Annotated in this window: 13 protein-coding genes; 3 read left to right on the top strand and 10 right to left on the bottom strand. The window is 69.7% G+C overall.

Features of this window, described 5'->3' with window-relative positions:
- Nucleotides 1-135 precede the first annotated feature (135 nt).
- Both Cs7R123_RS19940 and Cs7R123_RS19935 read left to right on the top strand, forming a co-directional pair.
- Nucleotides 136-1,398 carry a PLP-dependent aminotransferase family protein gene (locus Cs7R123_RS19940; protein WP_212829291.1) on the top strand — a complete coding sequence of 421 codons (1,263 nt, stop codon included), beginning with the start codon at nt 136-138 and terminating at the stop codon, nt 1,396-1,398.
- A gap of 9 nt (nt 1,399-1,407) precedes the next feature.
- Nucleotides 1,408-2,382, top strand: a complete 975-nt coding sequence (locus tag Cs7R123_RS19935; protein WP_212828534.1) for a D-alanine--D-alanine ligase — start codon at nt 1,408-1,410, stop codon at nt 2,380-2,382.
- Nucleotides 2,383-2,441: 59 nt separating this feature from the next.
- Here Cs7R123_RS19935 and Cs7R123_RS19930 read toward each other — a convergent pair whose 3' ends face one another.
- Nucleotides 2,442-3,284, bottom strand: a complete 843-nt coding sequence (locus Cs7R123_RS19930) for a helix-turn-helix transcriptional regulator (RefSeq protein WP_212828532.1) — start codon at nt 3,282-3,284, stop codon at nt 2,442-2,444.
- Between the two features lie 101 nt (nt 3,285-3,385).
- On the opposite strand from Cs7R123_RS19930, the gene Cs7R123_RS19925 reads away from it, so the two are divergent.
- Nucleotides 3,386-4,108, top strand: a complete 723-nt coding sequence (locus tag Cs7R123_RS19925; RefSeq protein ID WP_212828530.1) for an SDR family oxidoreductase — start codon at nt 3,386-3,388, stop codon at nt 4,106-4,108.
- A gap of 111 nt (nt 4,109-4,219) precedes the next feature.
- Here the strand turns inward: Cs7R123_RS19925 and Cs7R123_RS19920 are convergent, their stop codons facing one another.
- From Cs7R123_RS19920 to rpmH, 9 genes are all read right to left on the bottom strand, one after another.
- A complete protein-coding gene (locus Cs7R123_RS19920; RefSeq protein ID WP_244871927.1) occupies nt 4,220-4,825 on the bottom strand; it encodes a hypothetical protein in 606 nt (201 codons plus the stop codon).
- A 7,939-nt stretch (nt 4,826-12,764) separates the two neighbouring features.
- Nucleotides 12,765-13,799: a ParB/RepB/Spo0J family partition protein gene (locus tag Cs7R123_RS19915; protein WP_212828529.1), complete on the bottom strand. Its 1,035-nt coding sequence runs from the start codon at nt 13,797-13,799 to the stop codon at nt 12,765-12,767.
- 34 nt (nt 13,800-13,833) lie between these two features.
- Nucleotides 13,834-14,841 (bottom strand): ParA family protein, encoded by a 1,008-nt coding sequence (locus Cs7R123_RS40755; RefSeq protein ID WP_374707005.1) that lies wholly within the window; start codon nt 14,839-14,841, stop codon nt 13,834-13,836.
- Nucleotides 14,842-15,543: 702 nt separating this feature from the next.
- Nucleotides 15,544-16,248 (bottom strand): 16S rRNA (guanine(527)-N(7))-methyltransferase RsmG, encoded by a 705-nt coding sequence (gene rsmG / locus Cs7R123_RS19905; protein ID WP_244872032.1) that lies wholly within the window; start codon nt 16,246-16,248, stop codon nt 15,544-15,546.
- 38 nt (nt 16,249-16,286) lie between these two features.
- Nucleotides 16,287-17,000, bottom strand: coding sequence for a R3H domain-containing nucleic acid-binding protein (locus Cs7R123_RS19900; protein WP_244871926.1), 714 nt, complete (start codon nt 16,998-17,000; stop codon nt 16,287-16,289).
- Between the two features lie 96 nt (nt 17,001-17,096).
- On the bottom strand, nt 17,097-17,975 hold the full coding sequence (gene yidC / locus Cs7R123_RS19895; RefSeq protein WP_244871925.1) for a membrane protein insertase YidC: 879 nt from the start codon (nt 17,973-17,975) through the stop codon (nt 17,097-17,099).
- On the bottom strand, nt 17,972-18,268 hold the full coding sequence (yidD, locus tag Cs7R123_RS19890; protein WP_212828528.1) for a membrane protein insertion efficiency factor YidD: 297 nt from the start codon (nt 18,266-18,268) through the stop codon (nt 17,972-17,974). Before yidD ends, yidC begins: the two co-directional genes overlap by 4 nt.
- On the bottom strand, nt 18,265-18,726 hold the full coding sequence (rnpA, locus tag Cs7R123_RS19885) for a ribonuclease P protein component (RefSeq protein ID WP_212828527.1): 462 nt from the start codon (nt 18,724-18,726) through the stop codon (nt 18,265-18,267). The genes yidD and rnpA overlap by 4 nt, the downstream gene beginning before the upstream one ends.
- 20 nt (nt 18,727-18,746) lie before the next feature.
- Nucleotides 18,747-18,884: a 50S ribosomal protein L34 gene (gene rpmH, locus Cs7R123_RS19880; protein WP_212828526.1), complete on the bottom strand. Its 138-nt coding sequence runs from the start codon at nt 18,882-18,884 to the stop codon at nt 18,747-18,749.
- Nucleotides 18,885-19,402 lie beyond the last annotated feature (518 nt).

The raw sequence follows: 19,402 nt of genomic DNA, 5'->3' as shown, positions 1-19,402 counted from the left end.
CAGCGTACGATTTGATGACTGACTCTGCGGAACACGGATCTTCCCGGCGTTCCACGGCACTGGGGAGGGATCGTGGCGGAGACGGGCACCACGCTCGACGACTACACCGACCGATACGCACAGCGCATCTCGGGGATGACCGCATCGGAGATCCGAGCTCTCTTCGCCGTGGCCAACCGACCCGAGGTCGTGTCACTGGCCGGCGGCATGCCATACATCTCCGCCCTGCCGCTCGACGCCGTCGGCGAGGTAATCGGCGAGCTCGTCGCCCGTTCGGGCGCCACCGCCCTGCAGTACGGGCTCGGCCAGGGCATGCCGGAGCTGCGCGAGCAGATCTGCGCCCTGATGGCCGACGTCGGCATCGACGCCTCGGTCGGCGCCTCCCCGGAGGACGTGGTCGTCACCATCGGCGGCCAGCAGGCCCTCGACCTCATCGCCCGGCTCTTCCTCGACCCGGGCGACGTCGTCCTCGCCGAGGGCCCGACCTACGTCGGGGCGCTGGGTGTGTTCCAGGCCGCACAGGCGCAGGTCGTGCACGTGCCGATGGACCACGACGGGCTCATCCCGGCCGCGTTGGAGACCGCCATCGAGGAGCAGCGCAAGCTCGGGCGGCGGGTCAAGTTCCTGTACACCATCCCGACGTACCAGAACCCGGCCGGTGTCACCCTGTCGGAGGAGCGCCGCGAGCAGGTGCTCGACATCTGCGAGCGGGCCGGGCTGCTGGTCATCGAGGACGACCCGTACGGCCGACTCGGGTTCGAGGGCGAGGCGCCGCGACCGCTGCGCGCCCGCCGCCGCGACGGGGTCTTCTACCTGAGCACCTTCTCCAAGACGTTCGCGCCTGGCCTGCGGGTCGGCTGGATCCTGGCCCCGCACGCGGTCCGGGACAAGCTGGTGATCACCACCGAGGCGAACATCCTGTGCCCCAGCAACTTCGCCCAGTCCGTGGTCAGCACCTACCTGTCCACGATGCCCTGGCGCCAGCAGCTCAAGACGTACCAGCAGATCTACGCCGAGCGCCGCGACGCCATGCTGTCCGCGCTGGCCGACCTGATGCCGGAGGGCACCACCTGGACCCGCCCCGCGGGCGGCCTGTTCGTGTGGGCGACCCTGCCCGAGGGCTTGGACTCCAAGGCCATGGTGCCCCGGGCCATCGCCGCCCGCGTGGCGTACGTGCCCGGCACCGGCTTCTACGCCGACGGCACCGGCCGCCAGCACCTGCGGCTCAACTTCTCGTTCCCGGCCCCCGAGCGCATCCGCGAGGGCGTGCGGCGCCTGGCGGGCGTGGTCGAGCAGGAGCTCGCGCTGCGCGCGGTCTTCGCCGGCACCGGCCCGCTGGACTGCGCCGTCGGCCCGGAGCGGCCCGGCGCGCACGCCCCCGGGCCCGACTTGGCATGATCTGAACCTGTGACCGCGAACTCTGCCCCGCCCGCGACCGAGACCGACCTGCGCTGCCTGGTCCTCGCGGGCGGGCTTTCGTATGAGCGGGACGTGTCGCTGCGCTCCGGTGCCCGCGTCCTCGACGCGCTGCGCGCCGCCGGGGTCGAGGCGGAACTCGCCGACGCCGACGTGATGCTGCTGCCCATGCTCAAGGCCGACCCGCCGGACGCCGTCTTCATCGCGCTGCACGGCTCCACCGGCGAGGACGGCTCACTGCGCGGTGTGCTCGACCTCTGCGGCGTGCCGTACGTCGGCTGCGACGCCCGCTCCTCCCGGCTCGCCTGGGACAAGCCGTCGGCCAAGGCGGTGCTCAGCGAATCCGGCATCCCCACCCCGGACTGGGTGGCCCTGCCGCACGACCGGTTCTCCGAGCTGGGCGCGGTCGCCGTGCTGGAGCGCATCGTCGACCGCCTCGGCCTGCCGCTGATGGTCAAGCCCGCCCAGGGCGGCTCCGGCCTGGGCGCCGCGGTGGTCACCGACGCGTCGGCCCTGCCGGCCGCGATGGTCGGCTGCTTCGCGTACCACCAGACCGCGCTCGTCGAGCGCTACGTCGCGGGCGTCGACGTCGCCGTCTCGGTGCTCGACCTCGGCGAGGGCCCGTTCGCGCTGCCCCCGGTCGAGATCGTCCCCAGCAACGGCGTGTACGACTACGCCGCCCGCTACACCGCCGGGCTCACCACCTGGCACACCCCTGCCCGGCTCGAAGCCGACGTCACCGCTCACGTGGTCAAGACCGCGCTGGCCGCCCACAGCGCCCTGGGCCTGCGCGACCTGTCCCGCGTCGACCTCATCGTCACCCCGGACGGCGACTGCACCGTCCTGGAGGTCAACGTGGCCCCGGGCATGACCGAGACGTCCCTGCTCCCGATGGCCGTCCAGGCCGGCGGCCTCGACCTCGGCGAGGTCCTCGCCACCCTCGTCCGCCGCGCCGCCCACCGCTGACCCCTGCGGGGTAAAGAAGGGCACCTTCTCATCGCTTTACGCGGTGGAAGGTGCCCTTCTCAACGTCCGCTGGCACTGGCGAGCTGGCGCAGCACCTGTGCCGAGGCTGAACCCGGCGCGGGGGCGTACACCACGAGGCGCTGATCCCGGTCCGGCACGAGCAGCACCTGGCACTCGAACTCCAGCGGGCCCAGCACCGGATGGTCCATCCGCTTGACCATGTTCCGGTGGGTGTCCACGCCGTGCTCCGCCCAGATCTCACCGAACTCGGGACTGGTCCGCAGCAGCTCATCCACCAGCTCCCGGATCCCGCGGTCGCCGGGGTAGCGGACCCGCGCCGCCCGCAGGTCCGCGACCGCGGAACGGATGAACCGGGCGGCGTCCTCGTCGGCCAGGCGGCGGGGCAGATCCGGCGACTCGAAGATCCAGCGCACGACGTTGCGCTGCCGGGGCGGGACCGCCGCCAGGTCGACGATCGGGCCACCGGTCAGCAGGCGGCCCGCGAGCCCGTTCCACGCCAGCACGTCGTACTTGGCGTCCAGGACGTACGCGGGCACCTCGGTCAGTGCGGTCAGCAGATGCAGGATGCCTGCGGGCACGTCGCGTGGGGGACCGTCGGTCTGCTGCGGCAGTTCGCCCGCCAGACGGAACAGGTGGGACCGCTCGTCCGCGTTCAGCATCAGGGCCCGGCCGAGTGCCGCGAGCACCTGCCGGGACGGATGCGGCCCGCGCGCCTGCTCCAGGCGGATGTAGTACTCGATCGAGATGCCGGCCAGCTGCGCGACCTCCTGCCGCCGCAGACCGGGCGTACGGCGCGGGCCGCCGACAGGCAGGCCCACCTCGGCCGGGCCCAGTCGAGCCCTGCGGTTGCGGAGGAACTCCGCCAGCGCTTCTCTTTCCATACGCTCAGCCTGCCCTGTCGCCGCTCACCAGGGGAGGTACCACCGGTACCACCATCGACGGTGGCCTCCCTGACGGCCCGCAACCGCCGCAGGATGGGGACATGACCAAGACTGCACTGATCACCGGAGCCAACAAGGGAATCGGGTACGAGATCGCCCGCGGCCTGGCCGCCCACGGCTTCACCGTCCTGGTGGCCGCCCGCTCCGCGGAACGCGGCACGGCCGCCGCGGCCGCCTTGCGCACGGAAGGACACCGGGCGGATTTCGTTCAGCTGGACGTGACCGACCCGGAGTCGATCGCCGCGGCTGCCGCTCGGATCGACGCCGAATACGGCCGCCTGGATGTGCTCGTCAACAACGCCGGCATCGCCCGCTACGACGGGACGGCGCTGCCGAGCGAGGCCACCGTGGCGACGCTGCGCGAGGTGTACGAGACGAACCTGTTCGGGGTCGTTGCCGTCACCAACGCGATGCTGCCGCTGCTGCGGCGGGCCGACGACGCCCGGATCATCAACATGTCGAGCGACCTCGGCTCGATCTCCCTGGCCATGGACCCGGAGTCGCCGTACTACAAGCTGGCCTTCCTGGCGTACGCCTCCTCCAAGAGCGCGCTGAACATGGCGACCGCCTGCTACGCCAAGGAGCTTCGGGACAGCGGCATCTCCGTCAACGCCGTCAACCCCGGCTTCACGGCCACCGACCTGAACAACAACTCCGGAACTCGTACCCGCGAGGAGGGCGCCCGCATCGCGGTGGCGGTGGCCACCCAGGACTCGCCGCCCACCGGCGCCTTCCTCCAGGACGACGGCCCGCTGCCCTGGTAGCAGCGCAACGCCGGAGCCGGCTCTCCGTGCCCGTGCCGAACAAAAGCGGAGCGGGTGTGGTTTCACGTGAAACCACACCCGCTCCGCTTTTGTTGTCTTGAGATCCCTTGCTCACGCCTCGCCGAGCTTGGCCGGCGCCTGCCAGTCGATGCGCGGCGGCTGAGCCAGTGGAGTGCCCCCGAACTCGGCGAGCCAGGCGGCGACATGCGCCAGGCTCTCCTTCCACTGGACCTCAGGGATGGGCGGCAGGATGTCGTCCCACAGCGGCAGGAACGTGCCGCGCAACTGGAGCTGGCCCGTTGGGCGAGCCATGAACCACACGTGCAGATGGGCCGCACCGTCACCCCACCGGTACACGTGGACGCGGGCGACGTTGTCGAGCGATCGCATCGCCCGCTCCAGCCGCACCGTCATCACACCGAGCTCGGCGGCGAGAAGGTTGGGCAGGTCGCCCAGATCGAGGTGTGAACGCGGCTCAAGCATGAGCACCATGGGCAGCCCCGTAGGGCGGTCCATGGTCCGCACCCGCCAGCGCTCGTTCACCCAGATGTACGCATCATCCGGCGCAGCGCAGGCCGTGCAGTCGGCAGAGTCTTCACCCTTGCGGGTGGGCTCGGTGTCCACCGGCGGGTCAAGCTGCTTGACCTTGATATCACCCTCGAAAGGGAACGAGGGCCACGCAGTGAAGCCGGGAAGGGGCATGGGGGTATCGGCCACCTGCAGAATCTAGCCCAGCCAGGCGGTCCTGTCTCCCCCTGGCCCGAGAGTTGTGGACATGTGGTTTCACGTGAAACCACTCTCCACAGCCGGTTGTGGATAACTGTGTGGACAGTCGCCTTCAGGGCTGTGGAACCACGGATCGTGACCCTCGCCACGGACCTGGGCGCCGACCCGCGGAACCGTGATTTCGCGTGCTCATCACGCCGAAACGACGCTCAACGGGGCGAGAACGGGTGCTGGTTTCACGTGAAACGGGGGCTGTGGATAACTGAAGCCCGGTTGTGGAAAGGGTCACGGGCGAGCTGTGGACAACTTTGGGCAGGTTGTGGATCACAGGTACCGGCTCTGAGCTGGGGATAGTCCGATTCGCGTTATTTGCGCTTCGTGAGCATCTGGCTGGAGAAAGCTGTGGACAGCCGCGGGTAGGGGGCGAAGGCCGCTTAGCCGTTGAGGCCTCAGCCCGTAGACGAAGATCAACTACACCTTCAGGCCAGTGCCCCAGACCCGTGTCCTGGGGTCAGGGCTACGGTCCGAGGTTGGCAAGAAGGTCGGCATGCGGGGTGGTCTGATGGTGGACAGGCCGTCGCGAGGGGATCGCCACTAACGGATCGGGCCGAGGAGATCGGGGCTCGGAGATGGGGTCGAAGAGCGCTGGCGCCCGGAACGGGGGAGCGGGCTACGGCCGAAGCCCTCGGAGCCAAGCCGGCTGAGGCTGGATCGGCTGAGGTTGTGCCCGGACCATCGCGGGACGGTTGGTTGATGTCGAGCAGCGTCTCGATTGGCCGCCGCCTGAGGAGTGGCCTGTGGCTGAGGCGCTGAAGGACGGACATCGCCGAGGCTGATCAACCTCTGCCGCGATGCTGGCGCGTGGCTTCCGCCTATGGTGCGGCTGCGGCTTGATCCTGACGAGTCTGGAACCGCGAGCTCTGAGGTTGGCTGGCGGAGTATCAGACCTTGCGGAGGTCCCGCGTTGCCGGTCGCGAGCCAGTCGGGCTGCCTGTGTCCTGCGGCGCGATCAAGTGCCGGGTCTGCACCTTCCAGGTGCGCAAGCCGACCGGACTGTTCGTCCTGCCAACAGGTCGGCCGCCGGTGCTGGGACCAGCCCTTGTCCGGCAGCTCTCATCCAGCTGCGGCCGGGCGATGCTGCCGAGCTCCTACCTTGCCCCGACCAGCCGTACGCCCGAGTCGTCTTCTTCTCCTCGGCACAGGCCGCACGAGTACACCAGACGAGCGGGCCAGTGTATCTGGCGGTCCGAGAAGTGATGTTGCTGCTGAGAATCGGCGTTGGCGCTACTGGCGCGACCCGGCCGTGTTCCGGGCCTCGGTGGCGGTGGCGAGCGAGGCTCAAGCCCATCGAGTACGCCGGGTTGCTGGCCCAACGCGGCAGGAGGTTCGAGACTCGCAGCCGATTCTTGACGCGCCGGCTTCCGACGCGGGCCGGGCCGGCGGGTTGCCTGTTCGAACCGACCCGACTTGAACTATGAGCAGCCGGGTTCGCCGTGGGGTCGGTATCAGTCACCGGTTTACAACCCGGATCCGACTACAGCCGCCGACCGGTGCACCGCGAGCCGCCGCGCTGACGTTTGCGATCGGAGGGCCGTGAGTGGTGCAGGATATCGGCCGACAGGCTGCCCGCTGCCCGCTGCCCGCTGCCCGCTGCCCGCTGCCCGCTGCCCGCTGCCCGCTGCCCGCTGCCCGCTGCCCGCTGCCCGCTGCCCGCTGCCCGCTGCCCGCTGGTAACGCATGGGCGGCACGGAAGTTACGTGGTTCTCGACCGGGGGCATTTGGGATTCACCATCGCGGGCTGACCAGGAAAAGGTCTTGGCTCGAACGATGCGATGGGCTTCTGGCTAGCCGTCCGCAGAGCACGACGTCGTTGATGCCGAACAGTTCCGAAGCGCCGCGTTGGTTCGTCACCCCGTCCGGGTATACGACGCACGTCTGCGCCAGAAGTCGATGGTGAGGAATCAGGGGCGCAGGATGACACCCGCGCGTATCGGACTCGCCGCGTGTACTGAACGCCACCCGCGTGCTGATGCCTCAGCGCGTTGTCGGGCAACCGCCGCCGCGAAGTCCAAGACTTGCTCGCGCGATCGCTGTGTTTCACGTGAAACATCGTGATCCTCTCGGAGCATCGTGGATACACGTCGGGTCGGATCTAGAGACCGTGCACACGACCCTCGCTCTTCGGACAGCTCTACGGCGGTTGAGGCAACCAGAACTACCGCCGCTGCCGCCCGAGGGCTGACGTCGGCACCGTCAGACTTCGCCATGGCAATACCCGGGGAGGTTGTCGGTGAAGATGCGGACGAGCGACCTCGGCGAGTATGAAGCGACGGCGATGGCCTCATCCGCAGTGTTCTGCCGTGCCTGGCTGCACGTCGCACAGACTTGGTTCGACCACGGCTGAGGTGGTACGACCGTGACAGCTGGACACAGTGAGAGACGAATCCGTCCCTGACCAGAAGAGCGAGCGGATGCCACTCCGTCATGCTCCGTTCTGGCCGACAGGCGTATGAGGCACGCGGAGCCGTTCGACGGAAGGGCGAGATGCGAAGCGGGACAGCCAGGACGTCGGAGCCAGCAGGCTCAACTGACGAGTCGTGATGTCCCTGTCTCTTGGCGGAGCACGTCCAGCCGCGAGGACGCTACGCAAACGGCTGCCCCGAAGGGAGCCGGACCTCAAGCTAGGGCTGACGCTCCCTGGGTTGGCTCGGCAGTGTCTGCCGCAATGGAGCCGGGTCTTGCACTATCTGCTGGCCGTGTAGTCGTGCAAGGCGGCGAGGGCGCGACCGCCATGGTCCGTAACTGACGACTTGGAGAAAAGTCGTGTGGGGGGCGGTAGTGGGCCGCTTGATTCGCCGCAGTAATGCGGCGCGAGCCCTCACACCAGTGCACGCGCCCGGCCTGTTAGACCGGGCGCCGGAGCACGACGTCCACGCCGCGCCGCACCTGGGCCCGGCGCTGTCGTTGTTGATGTGCTCCTCCAGGCGTATCGCTCGGCCAGCACGTCGCCAGCCGACAATCTGCTGCCGGCTTCCCATCAAGCACGTAGGGAGCTCGTCGGCCTGTCAGCAGGGCTGCTCGGTGGCCAGGAAGCGACGGCCGCAGCGAGCACCACCTCATGGTGGTCGGCGCCGTCGCCGTCACGGGCGGCGATTCCGGTGCGGTCGGTCAGGGCGGGCCCGACGATGGGGACCGGCGCGTGACAGGGTGCCGGGACAGCCGCGGTGCGTTCGCGACAATCCTGCGCGATCGCTGGCTCAAGCACACGCCGGAACACGCACGCTCCTGATGTACCGCAACCGCAGTCGCGCGGTCGCTAGGTCACACTCGACAGACAACCTCGCCCGTCGTTCGGTGGCTGGCTACGGCGCCGGGTCGAGGTCGACGTGGGCAGTGGCTGCCACTGTTCGGGTGGAGGCAACCCGCTGCCCAAGGTGAGGACAGGAAGTGCGGCATGACTGGACTGCGTGATGGCGTAGGCAGGTAGCTCGCCGGCGGGTCGGCACCTTGCGGCAGAGGCAGTGGGAGTGCGATACCTCCGCGGCCCTCTCGACGAGCACGCGGTTTTTGTGCACTGGTCGTCGTCCCGGACTTCGCCTCGGCAGCGAGGCTGCGTGGTCGTTACGCGAGGTGTGCCCCCGAAGCCGCCAACTGGCTCGGTGTTTCGTCGGCCGTCGACAGCGCGCGTCAGCGGCCCGCCCGTATAGAAGCTTCGCTGGCGCATGACAGAGGTGTCGGGGACCAAGACCAGATCACCGCACCGAGACGCGGGGCCCTGGCCTCACTTCTACCTACTGTTGTGCTTCTCCACTGAGTCTCCCGACTCGGTCAAGGCGCACGCGTCGCGGGCATGTCGGGGAGGGCGTCCCGTGAAGCCGCGAGTTCCCAAACGCGTTGTGCTCCTCCTCGTGCGTGGGGTGGGAAGGCGATAGGGGCAGGCGCTCTTCCGTACATCGCCACAGCGACCAAGTCCGCCGCCGAGCCGGCGCAGACCGCTAGTGCGCTGCCGCCAGAGCCTTGGTCCCAGTCCCGTTTCGCCGCCTCGGCGACCGCTGTGTTTCACGTGAAACATTGCGGGTAAGCAGACGGGAGGGGAGTGGAGGAGGTGCGTAGGCCGCAGCTTGGCAGGCACTGCTCGGCGTGGGCTGGTCTGTCATCGGCCCGAACATCGTGGCGTTCGGCCGCTCACCAGTCGACCAGGGGTCGAGTGGCGAGCTCCTTCCGCGTGGCCTCGCTCAAATCTCGCCTGTCTCAGGTGGTGCGGTTCGACGGCCGCAAGAGAGTGCCGACTGGGTCGGGACGCATCACACCGTTCGGCACTCCGTTATCGGACGGGCCGACGGTGGCGTGTGGCAATCCCGTTCGGTCGGGTGGCCCTGTGGCCACACCTTGTCGATATCGCGCTGGGCTACGTGGCTAAGCCGGTACTCGACCTTGCAAAACTGGAGCCGCGGGCAGCCAAGAACTGCGCCTCGTTCCGAACACAAGGCGGCACCGACCCTGCCCTACCGCGAGCCCTCACCATCCGAATCTTCGCCTCTGCGCCAATGAGCTGGCGGCTGGCGGCTGGCGGCTGGCGGCTGGCGGCTGGCGGAGCCATGGTGACGGCGTACAGGTGGCGCAGGCCGCCCGGATGGCACAGCCCCCGCGATACTTCGCCCTCAACATGCTGGGATGAGCCTCTCGCCGGCCTGGCAAGAGCGCGACCACCGGAACTACCCTCATCGGTGGTGACGAACAGGCGCCCCCTGCACCGCACCGAGCGAGAGTCACGTCAGGCCCGAGTGCGCATGACCGAACAGCTGGCCCGCCGTCTAACGATGGCGACTCCTGAGTCCAGACGGATCTGGGCCTACCGGCGACGCATGACCACCCTACCCTCGCCGCAACCCATCAGGCGGGGGCGCCATAACCGACGTATGAGGGCGGCTCTCGGACGCCGTCCCGCAGCCCGGTAGACGATCCTGGCGAATAGCCCTTGGGCCGACACTCGACTCCTGCTTGAGCAGCCGGACGGTGACGACATCACCGCCTACCCTCCGGACGAGCACGAGTGCCCGGTCTCTCAGCCACTAAGCCCAGCCCCTGTACGGACCTGGCAGGGGAGAGGCGCAGTGAGCTCCTCGGGCAAGAGGGGTGCTTCCCGACGCAAGGCCGTTCTGACGCATCAGGACGCCACAGCAGACCAGCTTGTCACCCAGCAGACTGCTGACCACACCCGTGTTGAGTCGGGCGACCACATACGGCCTGACGTAGCGGGACCATAGGGGCTTGCGATCTGGCCCGGGAAGCGGCACGACCTTTGTCGTCACGGCCGAGGACTCTTCCTGACCCACCTATGCCGTGCCGAGCCTCGCCCGGAGCCTTCGTGCCCGCCGTGCCCCGCCAGATCCCACAGCCACCTGAGCCACCCGTTTAGACCAGCGGACACCTCCACTGCGCGACCAGGGGCCCAGCTGGCGCATACGACTCCCACCCCCACAACTGGATCTTTTGGTTTCACGTGAAACGCACCGGGCACCGGGCACCGGGCACCGGGCACCGGGCACCGGGCACCGGGCACCGGGCACCGGGCACCGGGCACCGGGCACCGGGCACCGGGCACCGGGCACCGGGCACCGGGCACCGGGCACCGGGCACCGGGCACCGGGCACCGGGCACCGGGCACCGGGCACCGGGCACCGGGCACCGGGCACCGGGCACCGGGCACCGGGCACCGGGCACCGGGCACCGGGCACCGGGCACCGGGCACCGGGCACCGGGCACCGGGCACCGGGCACCGGGCACCGGGCACCGGGCACCGGGCACCGGGCACCGGGCACCGGGCACCGGGCACCGGGCACCGGGCACCGGGCACCGGGCACCGGGCACCGGGCACCGGGCACCGGGCACCGGGCACCGGGCACCGGGCACCGGGCACCGGGCACCGGGCACCGGGCACCGGGCACCGGGCACCGGGCACCGGGCACCGGGCACCGGGCACCGGGCAGTGTTGTCAGCTGGCATCCCTGCTTGCAAATCGGGAACCTGGCCATCTTTGCCAGAGGCACCTCGGCAGAGCCGAGTAGCGGGGGAGGGAAAGCCCGAAACCCGCATCCATGTTTCACGTGAAACATGGATCCCGGCACCCCGGCACCCCGGCACCCCGGCACCCCGGCACCCCGGCACCCCGGCACCCCGGCACCCCGGCACCCCGGCACCCCGGCACCCCGGCACCCCGGCACCCCGGCACCCCGGCACCCCGGCACCCCGGCACCCCGGCACCCCGGCACCCCGGCACCCCGGCACCCCGGCACCCCGGCACCCCGGCACCCCGGCACCCCGGCACCCCGGCACCCCGGCACCCCGGCACCCCGGCACCCCGGCACCCCGGCACCCCGGCACCCCGGCACCCCGGCACCCCGGCACCGGAGTGTTCGACCAACTCCCCGGAGGCACAAGCCCTCGGACGCCATGTGTTCGCCCGTCCAGCGCGGATGGGCACCGGCATCCAGCAACCACTCGGCTCCACCGGCCGCCGGCAATCCCCACCAACGTCGCCGACGGATTCGAGTGGACCCCACCTCCGTCAGTTCGGCCGGAGCACGGACCACGCCAACTGGTCGGCGCCTAGACCGGACAGCCGCGCCGCCCTGGTCTGGACGACCACACCTACCCACCGCCTGTCGGGCACTACTCCCATCCGACCCCTTCAGGTCACAGGCGCCACAAACCTGTCGGTGCCGCCAGCACAATTCGCCCCCCTCAGGCGGCGCCGAACGCGCCCGTCTGGCAGCGACCCGCTCGCCCACGCCCCAACGCGGCCCTGATTTGTCGGTGGCCTCCAGGAGGATCACGGCGACGCAGCCCGACCTCACTGTTCAGGAGATCGCCATGAACGACGGACGCAACGACTTCGACTTCATCTTCGGACGGTGGCGGGTACACAATCGCAAGCTCCCGCAATGTCGCCGACCCCGCCTGCACCGAGTGGATCGAGTTCGAGGTGACGGCGCATGCCGAACCGATCCTCGGCGGGCTCGGCCACATTGACCGGATCTGGACCGACGCACCACCCGACGAGGAACCGTTCGAGGGGTTCACCCTCCGGCAGTTTGATCCCGAGGTGCAGAAGTGGCGGATCTGGTGGGCGTCCAGCCGCCGACCCGGTCACCTCGACCCACCGGTCGAGGCACCTGGCACGAGGGCCGAGGGGTCTTCGAATGCGACGACGTGCTCGGCGGGCACGCGGTGAGAGTGGACGACCGGCGGCCCGGATACTGCCCGATGGCAGCAGGCGTTCTCGTTCGACGAGGGGCGCAACTGGCAGACGAACTGGATCATGGAATTGTCCCGTACGGCTGGCTGACCGACTCGAAGCCGACCCGGCCCAGCAGCATGGCCAGACCAGATACCGCCAGCGCTGACGAGTTGCCCGCCGTCAGCCTGGGCCACCTGGCGAAGCCCGGCTAGTCCGCCGTACTGGCCGATGCGGCTCATGAGCCGGGCCTGACCCACCAAGATCCGTCGGGCTCTGAACGCGGTCTGACTCCTCGGTCGAACGGCTGGCAGGGCCTGCTTCCTCACCGCGGATGGTGCTTCTGCCAATGGGTCTCACGGCATGGCCCTCACCCGGGGCCAAACGGTGAGCCAGGGATCGCCCGAGGTTGGTGCAACCGGTCACCGGGTCAGAACCGCAGCGGTGGGCGTCGGTGCCGCCGTAGGCGGCCCCCTGGTCGCCCTCGAGCCGACAGCATCGCCCAGTTCGGCCGTAGGCGGACGGCACACCTGCGGTATCCGGAGCTGGCGGAGGCGCGCTCGGTTCGCTGGTCCGGCTCAGCCTGCGATGACACGGTGGCCGGTCACCGTGTCCGGTCCACCGCCGGCAGCACCGGGTAAAAGCAAAGCGGGCTGCCCCGCGAAGGGCAGCCCGCTTTGTTGACTTAATCGATTACTTCTCGACGCCGATGATGCCGACTATGCGTTCGAGGTCGTCTACCGTCGCGAACTCTATGGTGATCTTGCCCTTGCTGCGGCCGATGTCGACCTTCACCCGGGTGTCGAAGCGGTCCGACAGGCGGTCGGCCAGGTCCGTCAGCGCCGGGGCGTGCGGCTTGGCCCGCCGCTTGGCCGCAGGCTGCTTGCTGTCGTCCTCCAGGTTCGCGAGCGTGACCAGCTCCTCGGTGGCGCGCACCGAGAGGCCTTCGCGCACGATCCGGCCGGCCAGTTCCTCCTGGGCCTCCGCCTGGTCGAGGCTGAGCAGCGCTCGGGCGTGCCCGGCCGACAGCACGCCCGCGGCCACCCGCTTCTGCACCTGCGGCGGCAGGTTCAGCAGTCGGATCGTGTTGGAGATCTGCGGGCGGCTACGGCCGATCTTCCTGGCGAGCTCGTCGTGGGTGGCGCCGAACTCCTCCAGCAGCTGCTGGTACGCCGCAGCCTCTTCCAGCGGGTTCAGCTGCGCCCGGTGGATGTTCTCCAGCAGCGCGTCGCGCAGCATCGCGTCGTCGCGGGTGTCCCGGATGATCGCCGGGATCATGTCCTTGCCGACCGCCTGCGCCGCCCGCCAGCGACGCTCGCCCATCACGAGCTCGTACTTGTCGGACCCGATCTCGCGCACCACGATCGGCTGCAGGAAGCCGACCTCCTGGATGGAGATCTTCAGCTCGTCGAGCATCTCGTCGTCGAAGATCTGCCGGGGCTGCTTCGGGTTCGGCACGATCGAGCCGACCGGGATCTCGGCGAAGCGGGCACCGGGAACCGGTGCGAGCTCCAGGCCGACCGGCTGAGCCGGCACGATCGGAGCCGCCACTACCGGAGCCGGCGCCACCTCGACCGGAGCAGCCTGTGCGGGCGCCGCGGCCGGGGGAGCGGAGACCGGGGCGGCAGGGGGGGCCACGACCGGGGTCGGCGCAGCCGCCGGGGTGGTGGGGATGAGGGCGCCGAGACCGCGTCCCAGCCCTCCCTTGGCTCGGCCGGGGGAGGTCATGCCCGCACCTCGCCTTCCATGTCGGTCCACTCGGTCATGCCACGACTCCGATCTTCGCGCCGCGCTCGGCGATCTCCTGCGCGGCCTCGAAGTAACTGGTCGCTCCGCGCGAACCGGGATCATAAGTCATGACCGACTGCCCGTAGCTGGGCGCCTCGGAAACCCGCACGTTGCGGGGGATCACCGAGGTGAGCACCTTCTCACCGAAGTGGTTGCGGACGTCCTGCTCGACGGCGTCGGCCAGCCGGGTGCGGCGGTCGTACATGGTCAGCAGGATGGTGGAGACGTCCAGCGCCGGGTTGAGGTGGGCCTTCACCAGGTTGATGTTGTTCAGGAGCTGGTTCAGACCCTCCAGCGCGTAGTACTCGCACTGGATCGGGATCAGCACCTCCTGCGCGGCGCACAGCGCGTTGACCGTGAGCAGGCCGAGCGAGGGCGGGCAGTCGATGAAGACGTAGTCGAACTCCATCGGGAACGACTGGATCGCCCGACCCAGCCGGGACTCGCGGGCGACGACCGAGACGAGCTCGATCTCCGCGCCGGCGAGGTCGATGGTCGCGGGTACGCAGTACAGGTTCGGGATGCCCTCGACCGCCTGCGCCACCTCCTCCATCGGAACCTGGTCGATCAGACAGTCGTATACGTCGGGCACGCCCGCGTGGTGCGGGACGTTGAGTCCGGTCGAGGCGTTGCCCTGCGGGTCGAGGTCGACGACGAGCACTCGGTTGCCGTGCAGTGCCAGCGCCACCGCGAGGTTCACGGTGGTGGTGGTCTTGCCGACGCCACCCTTCTGGTTCGCGACGCACATGACGCGCTGCCGGGTCGGCCGAGGCATTGTCACCTCGCCGCTCGGGTTCAGGATCTGCACGGCGCGCATCGCTTCCATTGCCAACGGTGGGTCCTCCGATTCGCCAGGTGTCGCGTTCACGTCAGAAGCACCGTACGCGGTGCCGTTCTGATCCTCAGCCGCGACATGCGTGGAACTGGGCTGAGGGCGCGGGGATGGTGCCGGCTTGGTCGCCGGGGGCGCGGGCGCCGGCACGTAGCCGGTCGCGCCATGCGGGGCGGAGGAGAACTCCGCCGGGGGTACGCCGCCGGGCGGTGGCACGGATGCCGTGGCCCGGAAGCCTGTCGCGTCAGGTCCGACCGAACCGCCGGAAGTCGGGCCCGGGGTCGCCGTGCTCGACATGTAGACGTTCGCGGCGGTCGGCCGCGCACCGACCACCCGGTCGGTGGCGCCGCGTTGCGCCGGGGTTGATGTTTCACGTGAAACAACGCCGTAGGAGCCCCGGGGGAGGCTCATGCCGTATTCCTGCACCGTGTCATCCCTGCCCGCATCGGATCGGATGGCTGCGCCGGCCGGTCCGGCGCGCGCTGGCGTCTCTGCCGGCGGTGCATCCGCACCTGCGACAGTCGGATCCACATTATCGACGCGCGGCCAGCCTACGGCGGTCGGGCGGCGGACGCTACCGCGGTCGTCCACTCGGGCGGGCAGCGAAGCGCCGAGCGGGCGGACATAGACGAAGAAACCAGGCGTCCACGACGTGCAGCCCACGCCGTGCGCGGCGACGGCCCGACGCAGGGCGTAGGGGAGGGAGCGGGTGAGCACCCCGGGAAGGGGATGGGACAGGGCGACGGAGAGCGGTGAGGGCAGCGGTACCCGTACCGGCATACCCGATCTGCCCGCTCGCTGCTTCGCCACCCTGCACCCCTCCCGTGAGTGGAGGTGTCCGGCGGCGTCGAGCTAGCGCCGGCGCCCTCCGCGGCTCGTCCGCTTGGACGGCCTGGCTGCCTTCGGCACGACCTCTCGTTCCCGGACGATCTCCACGACGGTCGTCGCCGGGTCGATCACGCCCACCCCGCACTGGTGGATGACCGGTGTCCCGCCGCCGAGCCCGGCCACGGCCGCACCGTGCTCCGCGATCTCCTCGGCGGCCGAGGCACCCTTGAGCGCCAGCAGCCGGCCGCCGATCGCGGCGAGCGGCAGGCACCATCCGGCCAGGCGGTCCAGTGGCGCGACGGCGCGGGCGGTGACCACGTCCGCGCTGATCAGGCCTACCTGCTCCTCGGCCCGCCCGCGTACGACGGTGACCTGCTCGGCCAGGCCGAGCTCGGAGACAGCCTCTTCCAGGAAAGATGTCCGACGTGCCAGTGTCTCGACCAGAATGACGGAAATATCCGGTCTAGCCACTGCGAGCACGATACCCGGCAACCCGGCGCCGGAACCCACGTCGACGACCGTGGCGGACGGAGAAATGAGTTCCGCCACCGCGGCACAGTTCAGCAGGTGGCGGTCCCACAGCCGGGGGGCCTCACGCGGTCCGATGAGACCGCGGACCACCCCGTCGGTGGCCAGCAGCTCGACGTAGCGGGACGCCAGCGGCAGCCGCGGCCCGAACAGGGCTTCGGCGGCGGGCAGCAGCTCGGGGGAGAGAGAGGAGCCGGCCACCCCAGCGGGGATGACCGGCTCCGTGAAGTCGTCGGAACTCACGCGGGACGGACCACGATCCGGCGGTTGGGCTCCACGCCCTCCGACTCGCTCTGCACGCCCGCCGACGCGTTCACCACGTCGTGCACGCACTTGCGCTCGAAGGCCGACATCGGCTCCAGCTTCACGGCCTCGCCGTGCTGCTTGACCTTCTCCACCGCGTTTTTGGCCAGCGCGCCGAGCTCCTTGCGCCGCTGGTCGCGGTAGCCGCCGACGTCGAGCAGCAGGCGGCTCGGCTCGCCGGTCTGCTTGAAGATGGCCAGGCGGGTCAGCTCCTGCAGCGCCTCCAGCGTCGCCCCGCGCGGGCCGACCAGCGACTGCAGCTTGCTGCCGACCACCTCGACGACCGGGCGGCCGGCCGAGACCAGCTCGTCGATGTCGCCGTCGGCGTCCAGGATGTCGAGCAGACCCTCGATGTAGTCCGCGGCGATCTCGCTCTGCCGGAAGAGGTCGGCGTCAGTGGCTGCCTTGCGCTTGGGCGCGGCCGCCGTCTCCTCGCCGTCCTCGTCCTCGTCGTCGCCGTCTTCGTCCTCGTCGCCGTCTTCGTCCTCGTCGCCGTCTTCGTCCTCGTCGCCGTCTTCGTCCTCGTCGTCTTCTTCGTCGTCGCTCTCGGCGACGGCGTCGGCGACGTCGTCGATCTCCTCCGCCACGCCGTCCTCGGCAGTTCCAAGGCGCTCGACTGCCACGTCGTCCAGCTCAGTCTGGTCCGTCACGTTCTTCTCCGTGGTATTCGATCCATCAAATCCCGCGCCCGGCGCGCCGAGGCGCGCCGGTCACGGGCAGGTCTGCGTGGGGGTGGCGGGCCGGCCTCAGCCGACGTTCTTCTTCACCGACTTGCGCTTCGGGTTGTTGGTCGGCTTGGCGCCGACCTTCGGCGCGAGCGCCTTGGCCACCTCGGGGTCCACCGGCGCCTTCGGCTCCGCCTTGCCGCCCATCTTCGGCGGCGGGTACTTCTTCAGCACCCACATCTGCTGGCCGAGCGAGAACAGGTTGGTCGTGGTCCAGTAGATGATCAGACCGAGGGGGAACGCGACGGCGGAGATGATCAGAGTCGCCGGGATGCCGTACAGCATCAGCTTCTGCATGGTCCGCTGCGTCGGGTCCTCGGACCAGCCGGTCTTGAGGATCATCTGGCGGCTGGTCATGTAGGTGGTCGCGATCATGACCACGCCCAGGATGCCGCAGAGGATCGCGGCCGTGCCGCCCTGGCGGAAGGTGGCGCCGATGGAGACGCCGAAGAGCTTCGCCGCAGCGCCGCTGTCGAACTGAGCCACAGTCCAGCCGTACAGCGACTTGTCGCTGGTGCCGGTGCCCAGGCGCTTGAGGATGTGGAAGACGCCGATGAAGACCGGCATCTGCAGCACCAGCGGGAGGCAGCCCATCAGCGGGTTGGCCTTCTCGCGCCGGTACAGCTCCATCATCTCGCGCTGGAGCGTCTCCTTGTCACCCTTGTGCTTCTCCTGCAGCGCCTTGAGCTGCGGCTGGAGCGCCTGCATGGCCCGCTGCGAGCGGATCTGCTTGACGAACAGCGGGAACAGGACGGCGCGGACCGTCAGCACCAGGAAGATGATCGCGAGGATCCAGTCCCAGTTGGTGTTGAGGAAGTTCACTCCCGGCAGGACCTTGTCCCACACGCTGTGCCAGGCCAACAAGAGCCAGGAGATGACCGAGTAGATCAGTCCCATCATGAGGGTGTTGCTCCAGTCACATCAGTACTGCGGCGGGTTTCGCGTGCGGGTGGCACTGGGTCGTATCCGCCCGGGTGAAAGGGATGGCAGCGGCCGATCCGCCGGACCCCCAGCCAGAACCCCCGCAGCGCGCCGTGGCGTGCTATCGCCTCCAGCGCGTATGCGCTGCAGGACGGGTAGAACCGACAGCGGGCCGGCAGGCCCGGACTCACCCAACGACGGTACGCGATGATGGGGAGTGCCAGCACGCGACCGGGCAGTGTCGTAGGTCGCGGGACCTCGGTGGGGCTCATGGCCTGTTTCCCGTCGCAGCGGGCCGCGGACCCTTGTCCGCACGGCCGCGGGCGACCGCGGCGAGTGCGGCGTCGAGGTCGCGACCGAGTTGGGCGTACGGCGCGGCCGCCGCCTGGGGCAGCGCGCGCACCACCAGCAGCGACCCGGCGGGCAGCCGGTCCAGCCGCTCGGCGACCAGGTGCCGCAGCCGTCGCTTGACCGTATTGCGGGTCACGGCCTTACCCACAGCCTTGGAGACGACGAAGCCGGCCAGCGCCGGTGCCCCGACGGCCTCCCCGGGCACGACAACGGCGTGGTCGGGAGCGGTTTCCCGCTCCGACCACGCCGTGTTCTGTGCTTCGGCACCGGCGGGCACCATCAGGTGCACCACGACGGCGCCACGGCCTGCCCGGCGGCCCGCGCGCACGGCGGTGGCGAAGTCACTGCTCCGCCTCAACCGGTGCGCCGCTGGCAGCATGGCGTCAGGCCCGGAGGGCTCTAGACCGCCAGCTGGGCGCGGCCCTTGGCCCGGCGCGAGGACAGCACCGCGCGGCCGGCACGGGTCCGCATACGCAGCCGGAAGCCGTGGGTCTTCGCGCGCCGACGGTTGTTCGGCTGGTACGTGCGCTTGCTCACGTCAGGTCTCCTGGGGATCGCCCCGCACGTTTCGGCGCGGGGAAGTACTAGCTATTCGCGGGTTGAGCACCCGGCCGCTTGGGCATCGGGAAGACTTCTCGATGCTGCTCTGGCCGGGGGCAGACGCCGCAACCGACACCCTAGCAGAGGGTGATGGAGCAACCGCTCCAGGGTACACGCACCGTCTATGTCCACCAAGAACTCTTCGCAGCTCACTCATCGTGTCAACGGCGCGCCCTTCATCGCAACTCAGGGTGTCGTTATCAACACTCACCGAGAGTGAAGCTGTGGACAACGAGTGGACGCCTGTGGATAACCCTGTTAGCGTGCCGAGGTGCCCGACCGGGGAGACCAGCCGTTAAATGTGGCAGGCTCCGCAATACCGGGCAATATGGTGGCTCGTTCGGCACGATGGGCCGTCCGCCATGTGCCGTAGCGGTACGCGCGGACGCCTGACGTGGCCGGATCCCGGATACCGATCGACACACAGCCTGTGGATAACCTGTGGAGAACCCCGT

The sequence above is a fragment of the Catellatospora sp. TT07R-123 genome (genome assembly GCF_018327705.1).
Taxonomy (GTDB): Bacteria; Actinomycetota; Actinomycetes; order Mycobacteriales; family Micromonosporaceae; genus Catellatospora.
This window is presented reverse-complemented; position numbering and strand designations above follow the sequence as displayed.

Excerpts from the sequence above, each read along its gene's own strand:
- Cs7R123_RS19940 (WP_212829291.1), top strand. The coding sequence starts at position 136 with ATGACCGCATCGGAGATCCGAGCTCTCTTCGCCGTGGCCAACCGACCC.
- Cs7R123_RS19930 (WP_212828532.1), bottom strand. The coding sequence starts at position 3,284 with ATGGAAAGAGAAGCGCTGGCGGAGTTCCTCCGCAACCGCAGGGCTCGA.
- Cs7R123_RS19925 (WP_212828530.1), top strand. The coding sequence starts at position 3,386 with ATGACCAAGACTGCACTGATCACCGGAGCCAACAAGGGAATCGGGTAC.
- Cs7R123_RS19915 (WP_212828529.1), bottom strand. The coding sequence starts at position 13,799 with ATGACCTCCCCCGGCCGAGCCAAGGGAGGGCTGGGACGCGGTCTCGGC.
- yidC (WP_244871925.1), bottom strand. The coding sequence starts at position 17,975 with ATGATGGGACTGATCTACTCGGTCATCTCCTGGCTCTTGTTGGCCTGG.
- yidD (WP_212828528.1), bottom strand. The coding sequence starts at position 18,268 with ATGAGCCCCACCGAGGTCCCGCGACCTACGACACTGCCCGGTCGCGTG.
- rnpA (WP_212828527.1), bottom strand. The coding sequence starts at position 18,726 with ATGCTGCCAGCGGCGCACCGGTTGAGGCGGAGCAGTGACTTCGCCACC.